Below are 18787 nucleotides of genomic sequence, written 5' to 3' on the forward strand. Positions count from 1 at the left end.
CAAGGCTATGGTATACTGAGGGGAGAACGGGAACATGAAGAAGCGATTGAATCCGAAAAACGATTACTTGTTCAAACGGCTGTTCGGGGAAACCGACAGCAAACCGCTGCTGATCGGGCTGCTTAACGCGATCCTGCGAAGGACGGACCGGGCGGCGATCGCCGATCTGACCATCCTGGACGGCAAGCTGCTTACCAAGCGCCTCGTCGAAGACAAAGAAGGCGTGCTGGATATACGCTGCGAGACGGCGGACCGGGAACAAATCAACGTCGAGATGCAGGTCGGACGCTACCGGCATATGGAAAAGCGCAGCTTGTTCTACATGGGACGCTTGCTCGCCGACTCTATCCGCGAAGGCGAAGACTACAGCCAGCTCAAGAAGACGATCTGTATCAATATTTTGGATTTTGCCTTTCTGCCGCTAACCCATTTTCACCATTCGTTTCAGCTATACGAAGATATGGAGAGACAATACAGGCTCACTGACCTGATCGAGCTGCACTTTATCGAGTGCCCGAAGTTTCGGGCCGGGCCGTATCGCCGCGAGGATCCGCTGCATCGCTGGCTGCGGTTTTTGGACGAACGGACGACCCCAGAACAGTTGGAGGAGTTGATCGAGATGGATCCGACGATTCGAAACGCCGAAGAGCGCCTGTCCCACCTGAGCGAGGACGACATGACCAGAATGCTGTACGAAGCGCGGGAAAAGGCGCAGCGGGATCGGATCAGCTTCATCAAAGACGCTCGGGAGGAAGGATGGGAAGAAGGACGCGAAGCCGGAATCGTCGAAGTTGCTCGCCGTATGCTAAATGAGGGCGCCGACGTCGCGCTCGTTAGTCGGCTAACGGGAATGCCGACGGAAAGCGTTCGGACGCTCGCAGAACAGAACGAACGCTAAATAAAGCGAAAGGGGCCGCTCACCGCGGCCCCTTTCGCTTTATTCTAATTCGCCGCCGCGATCTGCTTGCTCCGCAGCTGCCCGCACGCCGCATCGATGTCGGCGCCGTGCTCCAGCCGTACGCTGACGCTCACGCCGCGCTTCTTGAGCGCGTCGTAGAAGCCCCGTACCGCTTCCTGCTCGCTGCGCTGGTATTGGCCGTGCTCGTCTACCGGATTGTACGGGATGAGGTTCACGTTCACCTGGCTCCGCCGCGCCTCGCCGATCAGATCCGCCAGCTCCTCCGCATGTTCCCTGCGGTCGTTCACGTCGCGCAGCAAGATATACTCCAGCGTAAGCCGCCGGTTCGTCCGCTCCAGGTAATAATCGATCGCCGCCATCAGCTTCGCGATCGGAATCGCGCGATTGATCTTCATGATGCGCGTGCGCAGCTCGTCGTTCGGCGCGTGAAGCGACACGGCCAGGTTCGTCTGCAAGTCCGAATCCGCGAATTCCCGCAGCTTGTTCGCCAGCCCGCTCGTGGAGACGGTGATGTGGCGAGGCCCGATGGCCAGCCCCTTGTGATCCTTCATTACGCGGATGAAATCCGCCATGTTGTCGTAGTTGTCGAAGGGCTCTCCGATGCCCATCACGACGATATGGCTGACGCGCTCTCCGCCGCCTGCGGCGTCGAGATGCGCCTGAACCTGCATGATCTGCTCGGCGATCTCGCCCCCGGACAGATCCCGGCTCTTGGCGAGCAGCCCGCTCGCGCAGAAGCTGCAGCCGATATTGCAGCCGACCTGCGTCGTCACGCAGACGGACAGGCCGAACTTGTGGCGCATGAGCACCGTCTCGATGAGATTGCCGTCGGACAGCCGAAAGAGGAACTTCACGGTTCCGTCCGCGGACTGCTGCTTGACGTGCTCCGTCATGGTCCGCAGCGCGAAGTTCTCTTCGAGCAGCGCGGCCGCCGCAGGTTCGAGCGCGGGGGCCATTCCCGCGAAATCCGCGACGCGGCTCCGGTACAACTGCTCCCACACCCGGTCCGCGCGGGACTTTTTTGAAGCCCCGCTCCGCCAGCCAAGCGGCCAGCTTATCGTAAGGCAAGCCGTATATCGATGGCTTGGTCATTTGCAAATACCTCTCTTCTAGCGGTTCAGCACATTGTCTTCGAGCACCGCGTATTTGTCCCCGTATTCCTTGATAATATGCTGCTCGCCCCAGTTGCACAAGGAGTCGAGTATGGACTTCAGGCTCCACCCGTAAGCGCTGAGCTCGTACTCGACGCGGGGCGGCACTTCGTTATATACGATCCGGTTGACGATGCCGTCGTCCTCCAGCTCGCGCAGCTGCTGCGTGAGCATCTTCTGCGTGATGGCGGGCATGAGCCGCTTGAGCTCGCTCGTGCGCTTCTTGCCGTGCGTCAGATGGCACAGAATGACGCACTTCCATTTGCCGCCGATGACTTCGAGCGTCGCTTCCACGGAGATATTGTATTTTTTGGCCAATGCGATCGATCTCCTTCCGCGTGCCGCAACGGGTACTTTTTAGTACCTATATCACAAAAAAGTACGTACTGTCCATTCGGGCGCCATTCATCCATAATAGCATTCACCGGCCGGGATATCTACTACGGGAGTGATGATCCAATGACGTTAGCCGCCAAGAAAAGCACGGCTGCCCTGCTCGCGCTCGCGGTGAGCGCGTTCGCCATCGGCACGACCGAATTCATCAGCGTCGGGCTGCTGCCCCTCATCGCGGATGATCTTCATATATCCGAATCCATGGCGGGCCTTACGGTCACGCTATACGCACTGGGCGTTATGGCGGGCGCGCCGATCCTGACCTCGCTCGCCGCAGGCGTGCCGCGCAAGACGCTGCTCCTCTGGATCATGGTCGTCTTTATCGCGGGCAACGTCCTCGCCGCCGCTTCCGGAAGCGTCGTCCTGCTGCTCGCCGCCCGCGTACTGTCCGCCTTCGCCCACGGCGTCTTCATGTCCGTCGGCTCGACGATCGCGGCGGATCTCGTGCCGCGGGACCGCAGGGCCAGCGCGATTTCCACGATGTTTTCGGGTCTTACGATCGCGACCGTCACCGGCGTTCCCCTAGGCACGCTGCTCGGGCAGCACCTCGGCTGGCGGGCCGCCTTCGCGGCCATCGCTGCCGTCGGCATCTTAGCTTTCGCCGCCAATCTCGCCCTTGTCCCCTCCGGGCTGCGCGGCGCCGCCCGGACCAAACTGCGCCATCAGCTGCCCCTCCTGGGCAACCGCCGGCTGCTGCTCGCCTTTTCCATCACGGCGCTCGGCTATGGAGGCACGTTCGTCGTCTTTACTTATTTGTCTCCGCTTCTGCGGGATATAACCGGATTCGGCGAATCGTCGATCGCGCTGATCCTGCTCTTCTACGGTATCGCCATCGCGATCGGCAACGTCGTCGGCGGCAAGGCCGCCAACAAACGGCCCGTCCCGGCGCTGCTCGTCATGTTCGCTCTTCAGGCGATCGTGCTGCTCGCGCTGAACTTCGCCGCGCCCTACCGCGCGGCCGGGCTGGCAGTCGTCCTGCTCATGGGCCTCCTCGCCTTCATGAACGTGCCCGGGCTCCAGCTCTTCGTCGTGATGCTGGCGGAGCGGTACGCCAAAAACGCCGTCGACTTCGCTTCGTCGCTCAACATCGCGGCTTTTAACGGGGGGGATCGCGATCGGCGCCTTCTTGGGCGGTATCGTCGTCGACCGGCTTGACGTCGCGCATACGCCTTGGGTCGGCGCCGTCATGGTCGCAGCCGCCGTGCTGCTGACGGCAGTAAGCCTGCGCCTCGAAAAGGCGGAAATCCGCGCCAACAACGACCGTCGAACGCCGGCGGCACCAGTCTCAAACCCATTTTAATCCGCATAGGGGGGATCATTCAGATCATGACGACGCATAATGAGATACAAAATCTTCAAAGCGCATTTCCGCTCGCGAACGGCGTCCGCATGCCGTGGCTCGGCCTCGGCGTGTTCAAGGTGCCGGAGGGCGCCGAGGCGGGGAATGCCGTCAAGGAAGCCATTCGCCAGGGCTACCGCAGCATCGATACGGCCGCGATCTACGATAACGAGACGAGCGTCGGCGTCGGCATTCGCGAGGCGCTCGCCGAGACGGGACTCGCCCGCGAAGCGCTGTTCGTGACGTCGAAGGCGTGGAACGCCGACCTCGGATACGAGGAGACGCTGGCCGCTTACGAAACGAGCCTGCGCAAGCTGGGACTGGACTACTTGGATCTCTATCTGATCCATTGGCCGGTCGCGGGGAAATACAAGGACGCTTGGCGCGCCCTCGAAAGGCTGTACGCGGACGGCCGAGTCAGGGCGATCGGCGTGAGCAACTTCCACGTTCATCATCTTGACGACCTGCTGCAAACCGCGACCGTCGTACCGATGGTCGATCAGGTCGAGCTGCATCCGCGGCTGCAGCAGCCGGAGCTGCGGGCCTATGCCGCCGAGCGCGGCATTCGGATCGAGGCCTGGTCCCCGCTCATGCAAGGCGGATTGCTGGACGATCCCACGCTGACCGCGATTGCGGGCCGGCACGGCAAATCCGTCGCCCAGGTGATCCTTCGCTGGGATCTCGAGATCGGCGTGGCGACCATCCCCAAGTCGACCCGCGCGCAGCGGATCGCCGAGAACGCCGACGTCTTCGGCTTCTCGCTGACCAAGGAGGATCATCGCCTGATCGCCGCGATGGATCTCGGCCGGCGGGTCGGCCCAGATCCCGACAACTTCGATTTTTAAGCAAACAAACGGCGCCGCTTCCCTTCCGGGAGCGGCGCCGTCTTCGATTTGCCTCGGTCAGGCGAGCGCCGATCTGCCCAATCCCCGCTCCCACAACGCCGAGCCCTCCCGGGTCATATCCGGTTCGGCCTGGCAGGCCCGTTCCCAGGCTTCGACGCAGGCGGGCTCGAAGTGCGTCCCCTTGCTCGCGTTCAGGATCGCCATCGCGTCCTCATGCGACATCGCAGGCCGGTAAGCCCGGTTGCTCGTCAGCGCGTCGTATACATCCGCGACCGCCACGATTCGCGCCATCCGGGGAATCTCTTCGCCGGCCAGGCGATCGGGATAGCCTTCTCCGTTCCACTTTTCGTGATGCGAACGGATGATGCCCAGCTCCTCTTCCATGAACCCTAGGTTTCTGCACATCTCGTATCCTCTCGCCGGATGCTCCTCGATGATCGCCCGCTCCTCCGGCGTCAGCCTTCCCGGCTTGTTCAGCACCGCATCGGGCGTCTCGATCTTGCCGACGTCGTGCACGATCGTACCGCCTACAAGGGCGCGCAGCTGCTCCGGGCGAAGCTGCATTTGCTCGGCGATCTTGAGCGCGTACAAGGTCACGCGGAAATTGTGGCCCGCCGTATATGGATCCTTGCTCTCCGTGGCGAGCATGAGCGCGCGGACGCTCGGCTGCAGCGCATTCGTGATGCGCTCGACCGGGTCGGTCGTGAACAGCCCTTTGATGGCGCCGGCGAGCGAACGCCTGGAAGCGTATTGACGGTAGAGCCCGAACAGGACGACCAGCATCGCCGCCAGCAGCAGGAAGTGATACAGCCACCAGCTGCTGCGCCATACATCGCCCTGCGTCATGATGAGCTGGGCGGCGATCAGCCAAGCCGTGCCGTAAACGATCGCCAGTTCCAGCGGAAAACGCGAATATAGATAAGACCTGTAGTACCGGTAGCCGGTGACGATATTGACGGCGATGACGAACAGCGTCGCCGAGGTGTTCAGCGGATGGACGTCGAGACGGATGAAGTCGACGATCTCGGGGCGCAGCAGGCCGATCAAGCCGACGAGCGCCAGCAGTACGGTCCATAACGGTAAAAGCAGCCGTTCGCGGCAGGACAAAAAAATGGATGAAAGGGTGGTCGGAGCGCCAGGAAGACAGCCAGAGCCAGACGGTGGCGAAGATAACGCTGAGCGGAGCGCTGATCTTCGGCAAAGGCGTGACGCCTATAAGAAAATTAGGCGTAGACAATCCGTGCACCATGAAGAACACGGCCAGCGAAACGAAGGACAACGCGAGGAAGCTGACTTTGATGTTGCGCACGCGCCTGCCGGCGACGGCGACGAACCCGGCCACGACGAGCGCCAGCAGCGCGACCGAGCTGACGATGTAGAAGTGCGCGCCGGGCAGGACGAATATCCCATCCCAGCCGGGATTCCTGCTCAATACGACGAACGCGGCATAAGGAAGAATCGAGGCGGCGAGCGGACCAAGCAGAGAGCGTGCGTTCATCGGTATTTTCTCCATTTCTCCGATCTGGGACATTAGGCCTGTCTCTCTCCATCTTAAATCACGGCGTTCAAAATGAAAATACTAGAAATCGCCGCCGGCGCATTAACCGCCGACGGGGGTCTCCGACCGTTCGTCCAGCCGGCGCGCCGATTCCTCGATCCGGCGAAACGCCTCGACCGCGTCCTGAAGCCTGCGCAAGCTCTCTCCCGCCGAGGACTGCGCCCTTTTCGTCCCGCTGCCGATCTCCGCCATGCGGGCGACGACCGCCTCGACCTCGCTATTCGCCTTTTTGGCGGCTTCCTGGACTTGGCTCGAGAGCTTCCGCACCTCCGAGGCGACGACTTCGAATCCCCGCCCGAACTCGCCCGCGTGAGCCGCCTCGATCGCCGCGTTCAAGGAGAGCAGCTGCGTTTGCCCCGCGATCTCCCGGATGGCGCGTACGATGCCCCGGATCGCGTCGGCCTGGCGTTCAAGCTGGTTCAGCCGCTCGAGATTGTCGAGCGAATCCGCGCGCATGCGTTCGATGGCGGCTTCGATCTCCCCCGCTCTTCGTTACGCCTTCGTCCGCCCGGCCCGACAGATCCTGCGCCATGCGTTTCAGCTCTTCAGCGTGCCGGATCGCCGCTTGCTCGCGAGACGTGATGTCCGTCGCGACCTTGATCACGGCTTCGTAGCGGCCATCCGCCCCCCGTACCGGCATGTACGTCGCCTCCAGCCAAAGCAGGCTCCCGTCTTTGGCCACCCGCTGGATTTTTTCCTGAAAAGTCTTGCCGCTGCGCAGATTCGACCACAGTGCGCGATAAGCGTCGCTCGCCGCGTACGCGGGCGTGCAAAAGCGCCGGTGCGGCATTCCCCGCATCTCCGCCTGGCCGTATCCCAGCGCGTCCGCGAAGTTGCGGTTCGCCCACAGCACAGTGCCTTCCATATCGAATTCGACCATCGCCAAAGACCGTTCCATCGCCCCCAATACAGCCTCCGCGTTTAATACCTGCGTATGGTCCTCGCATTGCGTCCGTTCGCCCATAATGTCCCCTACCGTCCTTTATCGTTTTGTTGTATACTTTTTGTATAGATATTGCTTTTAATTGTACACAACCTATACAAATCAAGCAACAAATAATAGCCTATGTTATACAGATAACGTTCTTTTCCGGATATACTAAAGAATTTTTGTATCATTTATGTATAATGTTGGGTGGAGGTGTGCCATGTACAGCATTCAGAAGGTATCGGACATGCTCGGCATCCCTGGCGTCACGCTTCGCGCCTGGGAAACACGCCACCGCATCGTTAATCCGCTCCGGAGCGCCGGCGGGCATCGTCTGTACAGCGAAGAGGATGTCGCCACGCTCAGAAGCGTCAAGCGTCTGATGGAGGAGCAAGGTCTGAAGATCGGGGAGATCGCATACCAGCTCAAACAAGAAAAACAATTAGATACGGCGGACCCCCATTCCGGCGCAACCCGCCCCTCTTTCTTTAGCACGCCCGAGGAGGCGCGATCCGTCCGGATCGATACGCATATCGCGGAGCGCTTGTATCCCGCGCTGGTCGCCTTCAATACCGAGGAGGCCAATCAGGCCATCGACCTCGCCATGTCCCTTTACGGCTACGAAAAAACGTTCCATCGCATTCTCGCTCCGCTCCTCGTCCGGATCGGAACCGACTGGGAAGCGGGCAAAATCGCCGTGGCCCAGGAGCATTTCGCCTCGCAGCTCATCTTGCAGCGATTCATGCAAGTGTTCCGGTCGCTGCCGGTCGACCCCAACATGCCCAGCGCAGTCGCCTTCTGCCCGCCCGGCGAGCACCATCAACTCGGGCTGCTGCTGTTCAGCCTCTTTCTGCGCAAGCGGGGCGTCGACGTCATCTATCTGGGCCCGGATACGCCCTATGAGGGGCTCGGCCAGCTAATCGAAATGAAGGATGTGCGGGCGGCGGCGATATCCGTCACCGATCCGGCGCATATCGCACCGCTCTCCGATTGGCTGGATCGGACGACCAGCCAGTATCCAGGGCTTCGCGTCCTGCTCGGCGGCCCCGGCTTCGGTCCGCAGAGCGCCGACAGACGGCAGTGGGACCGCGTCAGCTACGAAGACGGCGTCGACTGGGAGACATGGTGCCTCGCCGCTTTCACACCTAGGCAATAAGGCCCAACCGCGCATGAACTTTTGCCCTGCAATTGACGGATCATACAGGAGTTTGAATCATACTGTCGAATTTTAGTTGGTAACAGGCAATTTTTCCCGCGGCGGCTCTTTCCAGCGAATGCGGCATGTAAAATGAGGTGCAATATGAAAGCGGTTCGCTTAATCGCAGCGTTGGCGTATGCAGTCGCCATCGCCGCGCTGTTTATTATAGGGCCGAATACGAGTTGGGCGGCGGCGCCGGAAGCGAAAATCGACCATTGGCAGGTCATGTGGATCCCCGACGGCACGCAGCCGGGCGTCTCGCCGCCCGAAGGCGGACGATGGATCGATGCGGAGGCGGGTACGCCGCTGGTCGATCTGCCGGCCGATGCCCAAGGCGCATGGATTCGCCTGCGGGTGCCGCCGACGGACGGCTGGCAGCAGCCCGGATTGCTGATTCCGCGATTGTACGGACTGGAGCTGGCCGCGTTCAAAGAGGGCGATCTGCTCTTCGAGTCCAAGCGCGATTTCGATTTTCAGCTGAACCGGCTGCTGCTGCCTCTCGGCTCCTACGACCAAGCGTCGAACATCGACGTCCGCATCCTCACGACGGGGACGCGCGCGGGGTTCATCACGAACGCCCGCGTCGGCGAGTTCGCTCCGCTTGAGGAGAGCTATATCCGGAGAGAGCTGCCCGATCTGATGCTGGGAGGCTCGATCTCCTTCCTGGCGTTGATTATGCTGATCTGCTCGAGCTATCTGAATCGCCGGCAGCGAAGCTCCTGGATCTCCCTTTGCCTGATCGCGCTGACCATCGGCACGCTGATATCGGTCTATTCTCCGATGCTGTATATCTATTACAAGTCGTATGCCAATCTCTTTTTATCGCTATTCGACCTGTCGATGTTCGTACTCTTCCCCGCGCTTAGCTATTACGTCGACGAGGTGCTGGGAAGTCGTTTCCGCTTCTTTACGAGATTCCGCAAAGGGCAGGCGGCCTTTTCCATCTTCGGCATCGCCGCGTTTATCGTCTACAAGCTGACCGACGGACGCTTCTATGACCAATACTATGTGATCTCCATCGTGGTGCAAGGATCTATCATCCTCGTGCAGATGCTTCTGATCGCGGGATTGTCCGTCGCGTACGGCATCAAGGGAGACAGGAATGCGCTTTTCCTGTCTGCAGGGCTCTTTTTTGCTGGCATTGTCGGGCGCGGTAGATCTGACGCTCTATTATTCGAGCGGGAAGAGCTACGTGCTGTTTCTCTGGAAAATCGGCGTCATCCTTTTCATCGTCACGCTCGTCATCATTCTCGCCCGTCGAATATCGGCGGATTACAGGATGCTGCTCTCTTATTCCAAGCGGCTCGAGCTGTTCAACCACCGACTGGAGCGTACGGAGAAACTGAAGATTATCAGCGATTTGGCGGCATCGGTCGCACACGAGGTTCGTAATCCGCTTCAGGTTACGCGAGGCTTCCTGCAGCTATTGGCGGGGCGAGGGGACAACGAAAGCAAAAAGCACTTCAATATCGCCGTCAGCGAGCTCGACCGCGCCTCGGGCATCATCACCGACTTCCTGACGTTCGCCAAGCCGGAGCTCGAAACCGTGTCTCGCTTGAATCTGGCGGACGAGCTGGGACAGCTGGAGGTCATCATCGCACCGCATGCGGCCATGCATGGCGGGAGGCTACAGATCAACGCAGATCCGGAACTGAACGTCATCGGCAGCTCGTCCAAGTTCAAACAGGCGCTCATCAATCTGCTGAAAAACAGCATCGAGGCATTCAAAGGCGATGGGAATATCGAGATCAACGCCTATGAGGAAGAGGGCGAAGCGATCGTATGGATCAAGGATAACGGCGAAGGGATGGACGAGGCGCAGATCGCGAAGCTGGGCGTTCCCTATTTTTCAACGAAATCCAAAGGGACCGGGCTCGGCACGATGGTGACGTTCAGAATCATCGAGGTCATGAAGGGAACGATCGAGTTCAAGAGCAAGAAGGGCGAGGGAACCGAGGTAATCATCCGGCTCCCTCTTGCTGACGAGACCGCCTCGCTCGAGACGGCTGCCGCAGCCTCACCACACGAGTTGTAAGTTATTAGGTCCGTCCGCAACGTCTTCGGGATTCGGGGGGGGATGACCAGATAGTAGTGCGAAGCGGTCTCTTCGACGGTCGTCACTTGGATCTCCTGAGGCAGATCGACGCCGAACGCGTCCTTGACCGCGGCCTTAGGGTCGGCCAGCAGCCGTTGCTTGAACGCGGGATCTTCCCATGCTTTTTTGATGACCTGAACTTTGAGCGATTCGAGGGACATGCGATTCACGACCTTTTCATATGTTTGGGTCCATTCACCCATATCCTACCATACGAATAGGCGATTCGTCCCTATAATTCTTTCATTTTTGATAAAAAAATATGAGAATCCGCCACCGCTAGCCAATTTATCCGTCGTATCCCGGGTCGCTTGGACGTCGTTCAAAATGCCCGCCACGATCTCCTGCTGGAACCGAACCAGTCCGGGCGCGACGTTCGGCAGCGCGGACAACCGTTCGCCGTGACCGAGCAAGATGGATGCGAGCTGCTCCAGCGCGCCTTTGCGGTAGATCGCCTGCAGAACCAGCCGCTCTTGCAGCGGTTGATCCTCCGGCAGGGCGAGGCTCTCGCGCCTGACCAAGGTCAGGAAAGCGTTGCTCCGCTCCTCTCCGGGCAGGTCGTCCCGCCAGTCGGCCCAGTCGTCCGCCAGCTGCAAAGACGCGAGCGCCACCTCGACGGCCTCCTCCGCATCGGCAATCTGGTCCTGAAGTCCTGCGGACAGCAGAGTCGCCGCGGCCCCGAGCTTCACCGGGGCCGACTTGCGCGCCAGCGCGCGGAAGTCGCGCGGATCCGCCCGCCGCAGCCCTTCGCCGGAGACGGCGGTTGCCCATTCGGCCAGATACGTCCGGTAGTAAGCCCAAAGGGGGGAATCCGGCGCATAATGACGGCCGTAACGCTCCATAAACAGCGCATGCAGCAGCTGGCCGGCCGCTAAGGCGCGCTTGTCTTCCAGGCCGGCCTCCCCGCCGTCCATCACGTCGTCGAGCAGAAAAAAATGCAGCATCGCATAGACGTTGCCTACCGCCAGATCGCGGCACAACGCGGGGTTGGCTCCCGTCCGCTCGCCGATCCACGACGGCAGCAAAAAAGCGATAAAGTTGGATTTGCGGTCCCGCCCCGTCGGATCGGCCCGCATAACGAGCCCGCGGACCAAAGCACCCAGCGGCTCGGGGTATGCAACCGCTCCCGCCGCGGCTTCCGCGAAGACGCCGGCGATCTCGCGAGCGGCATCCTGCGCGGCTTGTACGGTATTCATGAAGAGGCCTCCAATATTGTAGGACACCCCTCCTCCGCAATCGCGTCTGCAGGCATGCGGGACGGGGCGCATATGCTTCTATCATACCGTACGGTAGATTAAAATTCTGTAACCGCGCTCACAAAATTCAGAAATCGTAAGCCGTTTTTCCCATGCCGATCGCCCCTTCGCGCAGGACTGACGACGCACCTGCAAACGAACGACGAAGAAGCCGTTCATCCCCGCCCGTCCTGCTCTTCAAGGCTGCCGACGCGATCCCGGCGCACGTATCCCGGCTCGAGCTCCGCCGGCTCGCAGCCCGGGGGCATCTCGACGCGCGCAAGCGTCAGGGGCCCGGCGATCAGGATCAGATTGTCCCCCGCCTCGCCGCCCGGCGCTGCGGCCGATATCGCGGCCGCGTAAGGGAAAACCGCCTGCAGCGTCGCCAGCATCGAGGCGACCCGCCTGTCCCCCTTGCCGCGGTCGATGACGTTCAGCAGCATCGCGCCTCCGTCCCGCAGCCGATCCCGCGCCAAGCCGTAAAACTCCAACGTCGCCAAATGCGGCGGCGTTCCTTCGGCGGTAAAGGCGTCGACGACCACATAGTCGAAGCTGCCCGCCTCCGTCCCGGCGAGCAGCGCGCGCCCGTCGCCGATGGCGACGTTCCCGTGCCGGCAGCCGAAGTAGACGCGGCTCCATTCCGCGACCAGGGCGTCGAGCTCCGCCGCCTGGATTTTCTCGCTTCCGTAATGCCTCGCGATCGTCCCCGCCCCGTGCCCGATGACGAACGCCCGCCCGAAGGACGGACGGATCGCGTCCATGAGACGGATTAATGCACGCTGATAGGCCAGCACGACGCGCGAAGGATCTCTCAGGTCGATCGCTCCCTGGACGGCCCCGTCCGCGAATTGCAGGATGCGGAATCGGCCGAGTTCGCCGTATAGCGCGGTCGTATCGTAGATCCTCAGCTCTCCGTGCGTTCCCTTCTCATGCGCGATCAATTGCATGGCCGACTGCCTCCCTCTCGTTCTCTTGCAGCCTAAGCGGCGTGTTATTCATTTTATTTTAAGGCTGGCGGCTTATAATAACCGGCATACATCCGACAATCGAAGGTCAGTGACATCATGAGCTGGTATTCGCAATTCCCGCCGCTCCGTACGGAGCGCCTGCTGCTGCGCCAGGTAACGTCCGAGGACGCGGAGGATCTGTACGCGCTGAGCGCGGATCCGCTGGTCACCAGCCTGCAGGATTGGCACGGCCCCGCCTCCGTAAACGAGACGGAGGCGATCATCGAGGGCTGGCGCCAGGGCTTCGCGGACAAACGCGTGATCGCTTGGGGCGTCACGCTGCTGGGACGCCGGCCGCTGATCGGCACGGTGACCCTGATGCCGATGCGGGGCAGCTTCGAGGACGTGCCGCGGTTTCCGCTGGCGCTGGGGTACGATCTGAAGCCGCGCTTCTGGAATCGCGGCATCGCGTCCGAGGCGGTGCGCGCCGTACTCGACTTCAGCCGCGCGCGCATCGGCCCGCACCGGATCCAGGCAGAGGTGCATCCGGACAATGCCGCGTCCTTGAAGGTGCTTACAAAGCTCGGCTTCCAGGAGGAAGGCCTGCTGAGACACTATCTGATGCATGAGGCGACACGGCAATTCATGGACGTCCTGATGCTCGCCTTGCTGTTCAACTGAAGTCGAGGGAAACCGCGGGAGGCCACTGCGCCTACTGGTCCCAGACTGCGATCAGGATGCGGTTGACGGCCCAGACGCCGAGCAGCGCGGCCGCGCTTGCCGGGCGCCCGGACGCATGCAAGGCAGCCGCGGCAACGCCGAACACCGCTAGCTCGATCGCCAGCTTCAAGCCGGCGTTCAGCACAACCGAAGCCTTGGGCGACAGGAATGCGCCCCAGACGACGGCCGCCGCGGCCGGCGCGCCGATGCCGAGCGTCCAGCAAAGCGCGGGTGCCGCGTCCGTTTTGAATCCCCAATAGCCCAATGCGGCGAGCATCGCCAGTTCGAGCGCGAACCGGAGTCCCAGGTTCGCCGCCTTCATCGCTTCCATCATACCGTCGCCGCCCCCTTCACCACAATTACTAATATCATTAGTTTTAATTTTACTAATGTTATTAGTTAAGTCAACCGCTAAATAATAAAGCCCGGCGGCAAGAGACGATTCGCTCATCGCCGGGCTTTGGCGCTGTCCGTTAGCTCACAAGCCAGGGGTCGCGTCGAACGTTCTGCCGCAGGAGGAGCAGAACTTCGCCTCGAGCGGCGCCGTCTTGCCGCAGACGCATTCCTTTTCGTCGGAGAGGGCGTTGATCTGCGCCTTGTTCTCCTGGATCTCATGCTCGAGCGCGAGGATCCGATCGTACTTGGGCTGCAGCTCGTGAATCCCGACCTCTGCGCGCCGGCCGACGGCAGCCTCGAACACCAACTGGCCGATCTGCTGCTGGAGCTCTTCGATTTCTTTTCTTTTCGAGCTGTTTTGAAGCTTGAGGCGATTTACGTCGACCAGAACCTTGGCTTTGTTGCCCGCGTCGTTCAGCCCGGATTTGACTTTGTCCAGAAATCCCATCGTCACGGCCTCCTTTAATCTCGCTCGGACTTTTGTCCACTGGTGCCAGTATACTATATTTATGGGACGACGAGACGACATATGCCTCGCGGAGCATGCGCGATAACGACGATTCCCGCGCGGCTTCGCGGCCCGGGGACATCGTTCGCCGATTCCGCTAGGCCTCCGGCGTTCTTCCTGATAAACTCAGTATAAAGAGGGAGGAGGAACTTCTTTGGAGCATGCATTCGCGAACCCGTCCTTGCCTTATGAACAACTTTATTATCATTCGCCGATCGGCACGGCGTTCCTCTCCCCGGACGCGGCCGCCTGGGTAGGCGCCAATCCGTCGTTTTGCGGGATGCTCGGGTACGGCGAAGAAGAGCTGAGGAGCTTGCCTTATTCGCAATTGGCGGTTTCCGCCGCCAGCGAGCGCGCGGAGCGCCTCGCGCCCCTGCTGGCCGGCAGCCTGCCGAGCCTGGCGTTAACCGAGACCTTCGCGCGCAAAGACGGATCGCCCGTCGCCGCCCGCCTCCATTTGATTCCGATTCGAAGCGGGGGGTATCGTTCAAGTCATCGCGGTCCAGGTGACGGAGCTCATCCCGGCCGCGCCCGCCGATTCGCTGTCCGAGGAGACGATCCTGCGGCTCGTGCTCGATCACGCGCAGGACCTGATCACCGTCTCTACGCCCGACGGCATCACCCGTTACGTGTCGCCGGCGATTCAATCGATACTGGGCTACGAACCGGCCGAGCTCATCGGACGCAACAATATGGCGCTGTACCATCCGGACGACGTCAGGAAGCTGCAGACGCAGACCTTCCGCGACGTCGACGTGTTCGAATGCCGGGTGCGCCACCGTGACGGACATTTTCTCTGGTTCGAGACGACGTTCGAGGTGCTGCGGACCGCAAACGGCGAGTTGGACAAGATCGTCGGCATCGGGCGCGACGTCACCGCGCGCAAGAAGTTCGAGGAAAATCTGGCCGAGGCGCAGCGTCTCGCGCGCATCGGCTCGTGGGACTGGGAGGTCGCAGGCGGCCGGTTCTCTTGCTCCGACGAGATGCATCGCATGTTCGAGGGCCGGATCGACCGGCATCGAATCGATTTAGAGGCTTTTTTCGCCTGCCTGCACGCGGGCGACCGAGACCGCATTCAGGCGAACTTGCAGGAAGCGCTTAAAGGCGGCTTTCGCGAGGCGGACTTCCGCATCGTGACCGAGGGCGGGGAGACGCGTCTGATCCATGCCCGGATCCAGTCGATTCTTATGCCGGATACCGGCGAAGTCGAACGCTTGCTCGGCACGGTGCAGGACATCACCGAGCGCAGGCAGATGGAAGAGCAGCTCCGGGAGAGCGAACAGCGCTACAAGTCTCTGTTCGACTACAATCCGTCGAGCGTGTATTCGTTCGACCTGGAGGGCAACTTCACTTCGCTCAACGGGAGCCTGGAGAAAATGCTCGGGTACACGCGCGAGGAACTGATGCCGGGTTCGTTCGTCCACCTCGTGTACCCGCCGGACCTGCCGCGCACGCAAGCCAACTTCAATCGCGCCGCGCAGGGCGTGCCGCATAGCTACGAAGCCGTCGTCCTTCATAAGAACGGCTCGCTGCTCGACCTGAGCGTCACGAACGTGCCGATCTTCGTGGACGACCGCGTAGTAGGCGTCTTCGGCATCGCCTCCGACATCACCGAGCGCAAGCGCCACATGGAGCAGATCCAGAAGCTCAGCGACGAGCACGCGCTCATCCTGAGCTCGGTATCCGAAGGCATCTTCGGCGTCGACCGGGAAGGCCGGGGGGATCTTCTCAATCCGCCCGGCGCCCGCATGCTGGGCTGCGAGCCCGGGCTGTTCGCAGGACGACCGTACCAGGAATCGGTCCACCATACCCGCGCGGACGGCAGCCGCTATGCCGAGGGCAAGTCCCTCATCCACCAGACGATTGAGGACGGGCAGCCGCGCGCGGCGCGGGAGGAAGTGTTTTGGCGGACGGACGGTTCGAGCTTCCTCGCCGATTACCGCGTGACGCCGATCGCGGACGGCGGCGAGATCCGCGGCGCCGTCGTCGTGTGGCGGGATATCACGAGCGAGGTCGAGGTGCTGAAGGCCAAAGAATCCGCCGAGCGCGCGGACCACGCCAAGTCGGAGTTTCTGGCGATCATGAGCCATGAGCTGCGGACGCCGATGAACGGCATCATGGGCATGACCGACCTGCTGCTCGACACCCCGCTCTCGGAGACGCAGCGCGAATACGCGGACATCGTCATGCAGAGCAGCCGCAACCTGCTGCGCATCCTGAACGACATTCTGGACTTCAGCAAGATCGAGGCCGGCAAGCTCGATCTCGAATGCGAGCCCGTCAACCCCGCCCAGTTGCTCGATTCCGTGCGCGAGCTGTTCGCGGTCAAAGCCGACGCGAAAGGCATTGCGCTCGACATGCGCATAGAAGATGGGGTCCCGGACACCTTCGGCGGCGACGCCGCCCGCATCCGGCAGGTGCTCGTCAATCTGGTCGGCAACGCGATCAAATTCACCGACGCGGGCAGCGTCACCGTCAGGCTGCTCCGGGCGCCGAACGAGCCCGTCGCGTCGGACATGCTCGCGTTCGAGGTGTCGGATACGGGGATCGGCATCCCGGCGGACAAGCTGGACCGCTTATTCCAATCCTTCTCGCAGCTTCACCCGGGAATCAACCGCAAGTACGGCGGCACCGGCCTCGGCCTTGCCATCTGCAAGCGTCTTGTCGAACTGATGGGCGGCCGCATCGAAGCCCGCAGCGAGGAAGGCGCCGGCTCCCTCTTCCGGTTCACGCTGCTCGCTTCGTGCAATTCCGAGCAGCGCTAGGCGCAGGCGAAGATCGGATTAAAGCGGCAGATCCCTCCGTTTGAATACCAGTATGGCGGCCCCGAAGGAGACTAACCCGATCGCCGCGAGCAGCGCGAAGCCGAGCGCGGGGGAATGCCTCGCCGCCGACGATGTCGCCCGGCCGGTAAAGGGAGAAGATCGAGAGGCCGCGCATCCAGGCGATGCCGTCGCCGAGCTTGCCCAGCAGGTCGAGGCTGTAAAATCCGAAGACGATCGCGCCCGAGAGGCCGAGCGCCCGCTTCTCGTCGCTTGACGCGGCAGAGACGAGAAACGCGATGCCTGCGACTGCGAAGAACATCAAGAAGGCGGCGGCGTTGAGCAGGACGAAGCGACCGCCGTCGAACGCGTAGCGATCTCCAAGCAGCCATGCCTTGCCGGCAAAACCCGCGAGCGTCGTCGCGCCCAGGATGAGCAGCAGGCCGGAGACCAGCACGCAGGCCTGGGTAAGCGCGATCCGGACCCGCGTCGTCGGCGTCGACAGCAGATAGGCCATAGAGCCCCGGTCGATCATCCGCGCCATGAGCTGCGTCGAGAGCTGCACGCTGACGATCGCGAGGATGAGCACGAGAATGAGGCCGTAATATTCGCCGGAGATGAAGGCCTCGGCGCTGTCGAACCCGTTCAAGCTGAAGGCTCTGCCCACGCCCTCCGGCATCGTCGCGACGATGTCGTCGAGGGCTTCCGTGTTTTTGGCGATGCCCGGGTACAGCCAGAACATGAGGAAAATGTAGAAAGCGGAGCCGAAGGCATAGTTCAGGAATCCCTTCAGGTTGACCCGCATCATCTGTTTGTACAATGCCGCGCTCATGCCCCCGCCCCCTTTCGGTCATAGTAATCCATGAAGATATCCTCGAGATTTTGCGTGAAAAGGTCGATATTGCGGACGCGCCGCTTCGACGTCTCCTCCGCGAACCGCCCGTAGTCCCCCTTCACCGCCACGCGCACGCGATTGCCGTCCATCCACTCCACGCTTAAGCCCGACGCCGCGAAGGCAGCCGCCTCGTCCGCGGTGTCGAAGGTCACCTCGAACAGCTTGCGCTGCATGCGCTGCAGCTCGTGAATATCCGCGATCGTCACGATCGCGCCGTCTTTGATGATCGCCGCCCGGTCGCACGTACGCTCGATCTCGGGAAAGCTGTGCGAAGACATGAGGAGCGTCTTGCCCCTGGCCTTCTCCTCCAGCACGAGCTCGACGAACGCCTTCTGCATGAGCGGATCGAGTCCCGACGTCGGCTCGTCCAGGATGACCACCTCGGGGTCGTGCATGAACGCCGCGACGATGCCCACCTTCTGCTTCATGCCCTTGGACATCTTGCGGATGGGCGTATCCGCGTCGAATTGCAGCCGCTCGATCAGCCGCTCCCTTCTCTCCCGGTCTCGCACCCGCTGCATGCCGGACAGAAATTCGAGGAACTCGCGCCCGGTCATCCCTTCGATGAAGGCGATCTCTCCCGGCAAATAACCGACTCCCGACTGCACCTCGCCCTGCCGCTTCCAAGTGTCCATGCCGTTTAGGATCGCGCGTCCGCGATCCGGCTTCATGAAGCCCATGATATGCCGGATCGTCGTCGATTTGCCCGCGCCGTTCGGTCCCAGAAACCCGAACACCTCTCCCCGCCGAACCGAGAAGGATACGTCCCGGATGCCTTTCCCGCTCTTAAAGGTCTTCGTCAGATGCTCCAACGTCAGCATAACGGCGCCTCCAGTCGATAGTTATGAAATTTTTATATAATTATATTTCATATGTTATACTAGAGCCCGAAGATGAC

General features: G+C 61.4%; 18 protein-coding genes and 4 pseudogenes. 10 read left to right on the plus strand and 12 right to left on the minus strand.

Features of this window, described 5'->3' with window-relative positions:
- The first annotated feature begins 34 nt into the window (after window positions 1-34).
- The gene (locus OMP38_RS31830; RefSeq protein ID WP_277568630.1) at window positions 35-898 is read left to right on the plus strand and encodes an Rpn family recombination-promoting nuclease/putative transposase; all 864 of its coding nucleotides are present in this window, start codon (window positions 35-37) and stop codon (window positions 896-898) included.
- Window positions 899-942: 44 nt separating this feature from the next.
- Here OMP38_RS31830 and rlmN read toward each other — a convergent pair.
- Together rlmN and OMP38_RS31840 are read right to left on the minus strand one after the other, a co-directional pair.
- Window positions 943-2011: pseudogene (gene rlmN / locus OMP38_RS31835) on the minus strand (dual-specificity RNA methyltransferase RlmN).
- A gap of 17 nt (window positions 2012-2028) precedes the next feature.
- Window positions 2029-2388, minus strand: a complete 360-nt coding sequence (locus tag OMP38_RS31840) for a winged helix-turn-helix transcriptional regulator (protein ID WP_217593381.1) — start codon at window positions 2386-2388, stop codon at window positions 2029-2031.
- Between the two features lie 141 nt (window positions 2389-2529).
- Here OMP38_RS31840 and OMP38_RS31845 point away from each other — a divergent pair.
- Window positions 2530-3763 (plus strand): annotated as a pseudogene (locus tag OMP38_RS31845) (MFS transporter).
- 26 nt (window positions 3764-3789) lie between these two features.
- Window positions 3790-4647, plus strand: a complete 858-nt coding sequence (locus OMP38_RS31850) for an aldo/keto reductase (protein WP_277568631.1) — start codon at window positions 3790-3792, stop codon at window positions 4645-4647.
- A 57-nt stretch (window positions 4648-4704) separates the two neighbouring features.
- On the opposite strand, the gene OMP38_RS31855 is transcribed toward OMP38_RS31850, so the two are convergent.
- Entirely contained in the window at window positions 4705-5694 is a 990-nt protein-coding gene (locus OMP38_RS31855; protein WP_277568632.1) for an HD-GYP domain-containing protein, read from the minus strand.
- Window positions 5695-5762: 68 nt separating this feature from the next.
- On the opposite strand from OMP38_RS31855, the gene OMP38_RS31860 reads away from it, so the two are divergent.
- Window positions 5763-6026, plus strand: a complete 264-nt coding sequence (locus OMP38_RS31860; RefSeq protein WP_277568633.1) for a hypothetical protein — start codon at window positions 5763-5765, stop codon at window positions 6024-6026.
- A 221-nt stretch (window positions 6027-6247) separates the two neighbouring features.
- Here OMP38_RS31860 and OMP38_RS35310 read toward each other — a convergent pair whose 3' ends face one another.
- Window positions 6248-6661 carry a methyl-accepting chemotaxis protein gene (locus tag OMP38_RS35310; protein ID WP_338130713.1) on the minus strand — a complete coding sequence of 138 codons (414 nt, stop codon included), beginning with the start codon at window positions 6659-6661 and terminating at the stop codon, window positions 6248-6250.
- Window positions 6615-7103 (minus strand): PAS domain-containing protein, encoded by a 489-nt coding sequence (locus tag OMP38_RS35315; protein WP_338130714.1) that lies wholly within the window; start codon window positions 7101-7103, stop codon window positions 6615-6617. Before OMP38_RS35315 ends, OMP38_RS35310 begins: the two co-directional genes overlap by 47 nt.
- Before the next feature lie 250 nt (window positions 7104-7353).
- Between OMP38_RS35315 and OMP38_RS31870 the strand changes: the two genes are divergently transcribed.
- The 3 genes from OMP38_RS31870 to OMP38_RS31880 all read left to right on the plus strand — a co-directional run bounded on the left by OMP38_RS31870 (window position 7354) and on the right by OMP38_RS31880 (window position 10366).
- The gene (locus OMP38_RS31870) at window positions 7354-8289 is read left to right on the plus strand and encodes a MerR family transcriptional regulator (protein WP_277568634.1); all 936 of its coding nucleotides are present in this window, start codon (window positions 7354-7356) and stop codon (window positions 8287-8289) included.
- A 144-nt stretch (window positions 8290-8433) separates the two neighbouring features.
- Window positions 8434-9723 (plus strand): hypothetical protein, encoded by a 1290-nt coding sequence (locus tag OMP38_RS31875; protein WP_277568635.1) that lies wholly within the window; start codon window positions 8434-8436, stop codon window positions 9721-9723.
- Complete coding sequence (locus OMP38_RS31880) at window positions 9611-10366, plus strand: sensor histidine kinase (RefSeq protein ID WP_277568636.1); 756 nt, start codon at window positions 9611-9613, stop codon at window positions 10364-10366. Before OMP38_RS31875 ends, OMP38_RS31880 begins: the two co-directional genes overlap by 113 nt.
- A 38-nt stretch (window positions 10367-10404) precedes the next feature.
- Here OMP38_RS31880 and OMP38_RS31885 read toward each other — a convergent pair.
- The 3 genes and pseudogenes from OMP38_RS31885 to OMP38_RS31895 form a co-directional block, all read right to left on the minus strand.
- Window positions 10405-10629 (minus strand): annotated as a pseudogene (locus OMP38_RS31885) (NHLP leader peptide family RiPP precursor); the annotation flags it as partial.
- 3 nt (window positions 10630-10632) lie between these two features.
- The gene (locus tag OMP38_RS31890) at window positions 10633-11622 is read right to left on the minus strand and encodes a hypothetical protein (RefSeq protein WP_277568637.1); all 990 of its coding nucleotides are present in this window, start codon (window positions 11620-11622) and stop codon (window positions 10633-10635) included.
- Between the two features lie 215 nt (window positions 11623-11837).
- Window positions 11838-12608 carry a spermidine synthase gene (locus OMP38_RS31895; protein WP_277568638.1) on the minus strand — a complete coding sequence of 257 codons (771 nt, stop codon included), beginning with the start codon at window positions 12606-12608 and terminating at the stop codon, window positions 11838-11840.
- A gap of 117 nt (window positions 12609-12725) precedes the next feature.
- Here OMP38_RS31895 and OMP38_RS31900 point away from each other — a divergent pair, with 117 nt between their 5' ends.
- On the plus strand, window positions 12726-13289 hold the full coding sequence (locus OMP38_RS31900; protein ID WP_277568639.1) for a GNAT family N-acetyltransferase: 564 nt from the start codon (window positions 12726-12728) through the stop codon (window positions 13287-13289).
- A 31-nt stretch (window positions 13290-13320) separates the two neighbouring features.
- On the opposite strand, the gene OMP38_RS31905 is transcribed toward OMP38_RS31900, so the two are convergent.
- Entirely contained in the window at window positions 13321-13662 is a 342-nt protein-coding gene (locus OMP38_RS31905) for a YrdB family protein (RefSeq protein ID WP_277568640.1), read from the minus strand.
- A 144-nt stretch (window positions 13663-13806) separates the two neighbouring features.
- Entirely contained in the window at window positions 13807-14172 is a 366-nt protein-coding gene (locus tag OMP38_RS31910) for a zinc ribbon domain-containing protein (RefSeq protein ID WP_277568641.1), read from the minus strand.
- 241 nt (window positions 14173-14413) lie between these two features.
- On the opposite strand from OMP38_RS31910, the pseudogene OMP38_RS36485 reads away from it, so the two are divergent.
- A pseudogene (locus OMP38_RS36485) lies at window positions 14414-14707 on the plus strand (PAS domain-containing protein); the annotation flags it as partial.
- A gap of 31 nt (window positions 14708-14738) precedes the next feature.
- Complete coding sequence (locus tag OMP38_RS31915; protein WP_277568642.1) at window positions 14739-16997, plus strand: PAS domain-containing protein; 2259 nt, start codon at window positions 14739-14741, stop codon at window positions 16995-16997.
- Here the strand turns inward: OMP38_RS31915 and OMP38_RS31920 are convergent.
- A complete protein-coding gene (locus OMP38_RS31920) occupies window positions 16960-17826 on the minus strand; it encodes an ABC transporter permease (RefSeq protein ID WP_277568643.1) in 867 nt (288 codons plus the stop codon). The genes OMP38_RS31915 and OMP38_RS31920 overlap by 38 nt on opposite strands.
- Window positions 17823-18710: an ABC transporter ATP-binding protein gene (locus tag OMP38_RS31925; RefSeq protein ID WP_277568644.1), complete on the minus strand. Its 888-nt coding sequence runs from the start codon at window positions 18708-18710 to the stop codon at window positions 17823-17825. Before OMP38_RS31925 ends, OMP38_RS31920 begins: the two co-directional genes overlap by 4 nt.
- Window positions 18711-18787 lie beyond the last annotated feature (77 nt).

Source organism: Cohnella ginsengisoli (genome assembly GCF_029525555.1).
GTDB classification, from domain to species: Bacteria; Bacillota; Bacilli; order Paenibacillales; family Paenibacillaceae; genus Cohnella; species Cohnella ginsengisoli.

What these genes read in the sequence shown, in the direction of transcription:
- OMP38_RS31830 (WP_277568630.1), top strand. Translation starts at nt 35, where the DNA reads ATGAAGAAGCGATTGAATCCGAAAAACGATTACTTGTTCAAACGGCTG.
- OMP38_RS31850 (WP_277568631.1), top strand. Translation starts at nt 3,790, where the DNA reads ATGACGACGCATAATGAGATACAAAATCTTCAAAGCGCATTTCCGCTC.
- OMP38_RS31860 (WP_277568633.1), top strand. Translation starts at nt 5,763, where the DNA reads ATGAAAGGGTGGTCGGAGCGCCAGGAAGACAGCCAGAGCCAGACGGTG.
- OMP38_RS35310 (WP_338130713.1), bottom strand. Translation starts at nt 6,661, where the DNA reads ATGCGCGCGGATTCGCTCGACAATCTCGAGCGGCTGAACCAGCTTGAA.
- OMP38_RS35315 (WP_338130714.1), bottom strand. Translation starts at nt 7,103, where the DNA reads ATGGAACGGTCTTTGGCGATGGTCGAATTCGATATGGAAGGCACTGTG.
- OMP38_RS31870 (WP_277568634.1), top strand. Translation starts at nt 7,354, where the DNA reads ATGTACAGCATTCAGAAGGTATCGGACATGCTCGGCATCCCTGGCGTC.
- OMP38_RS31875 (WP_277568635.1), top strand. Translation starts at nt 8,434, where the DNA reads ATGAAAGCGGTTCGCTTAATCGCAGCGTTGGCGTATGCAGTCGCCATC.
- OMP38_RS31880 (WP_277568636.1), top strand. Translation starts at nt 9,611, where the DNA reads ATGCTGCTCTCTTATTCCAAGCGGCTCGAGCTGTTCAACCACCGACTG.
- OMP38_RS31890 (WP_277568637.1), bottom strand. Translation starts at nt 11,622, where the DNA reads ATGAATACCGTACAAGCCGCGCAGGATGCCGCTCGCGAGATCGCCGGC.
- OMP38_RS31895 (WP_277568638.1), bottom strand. Translation starts at nt 12,608, where the DNA reads ATGCAATTGATCGCGCATGAGAAGGGAACGCACGGAGAGCTGAGGATC.
- OMP38_RS31900 (WP_277568639.1), top strand. Translation starts at nt 12,726, where the DNA reads ATGAGCTGGTATTCGCAATTCCCGCCGCTCCGTACGGAGCGCCTGCTG.
- OMP38_RS31905 (WP_277568640.1), bottom strand. Translation starts at nt 13,662, where the DNA reads ATGATGGAAGCGATGAAGGCGGCGAACCTGGGACTCCGGTTCGCGCTC.
- OMP38_RS31910 (WP_277568641.1), bottom strand. Translation starts at nt 14,172, where the DNA reads ATGGGATTTCTGGACAAAGTCAAATCCGGGCTGAACGACGCGGGCAAC.
- OMP38_RS31920 (WP_277568643.1), bottom strand. Translation starts at nt 17,826, where the DNA reads ATGAGCGCGGCATTGTACAAACAGATGATGCGGGTCAACCTGAAGGGA.
- OMP38_RS31925 (WP_277568644.1), bottom strand. Translation starts at nt 18,710, where the DNA reads ATGCTGACGTTGGAGCATCTGACGAAGACCTTTAAGAGCGGGAAAGGC.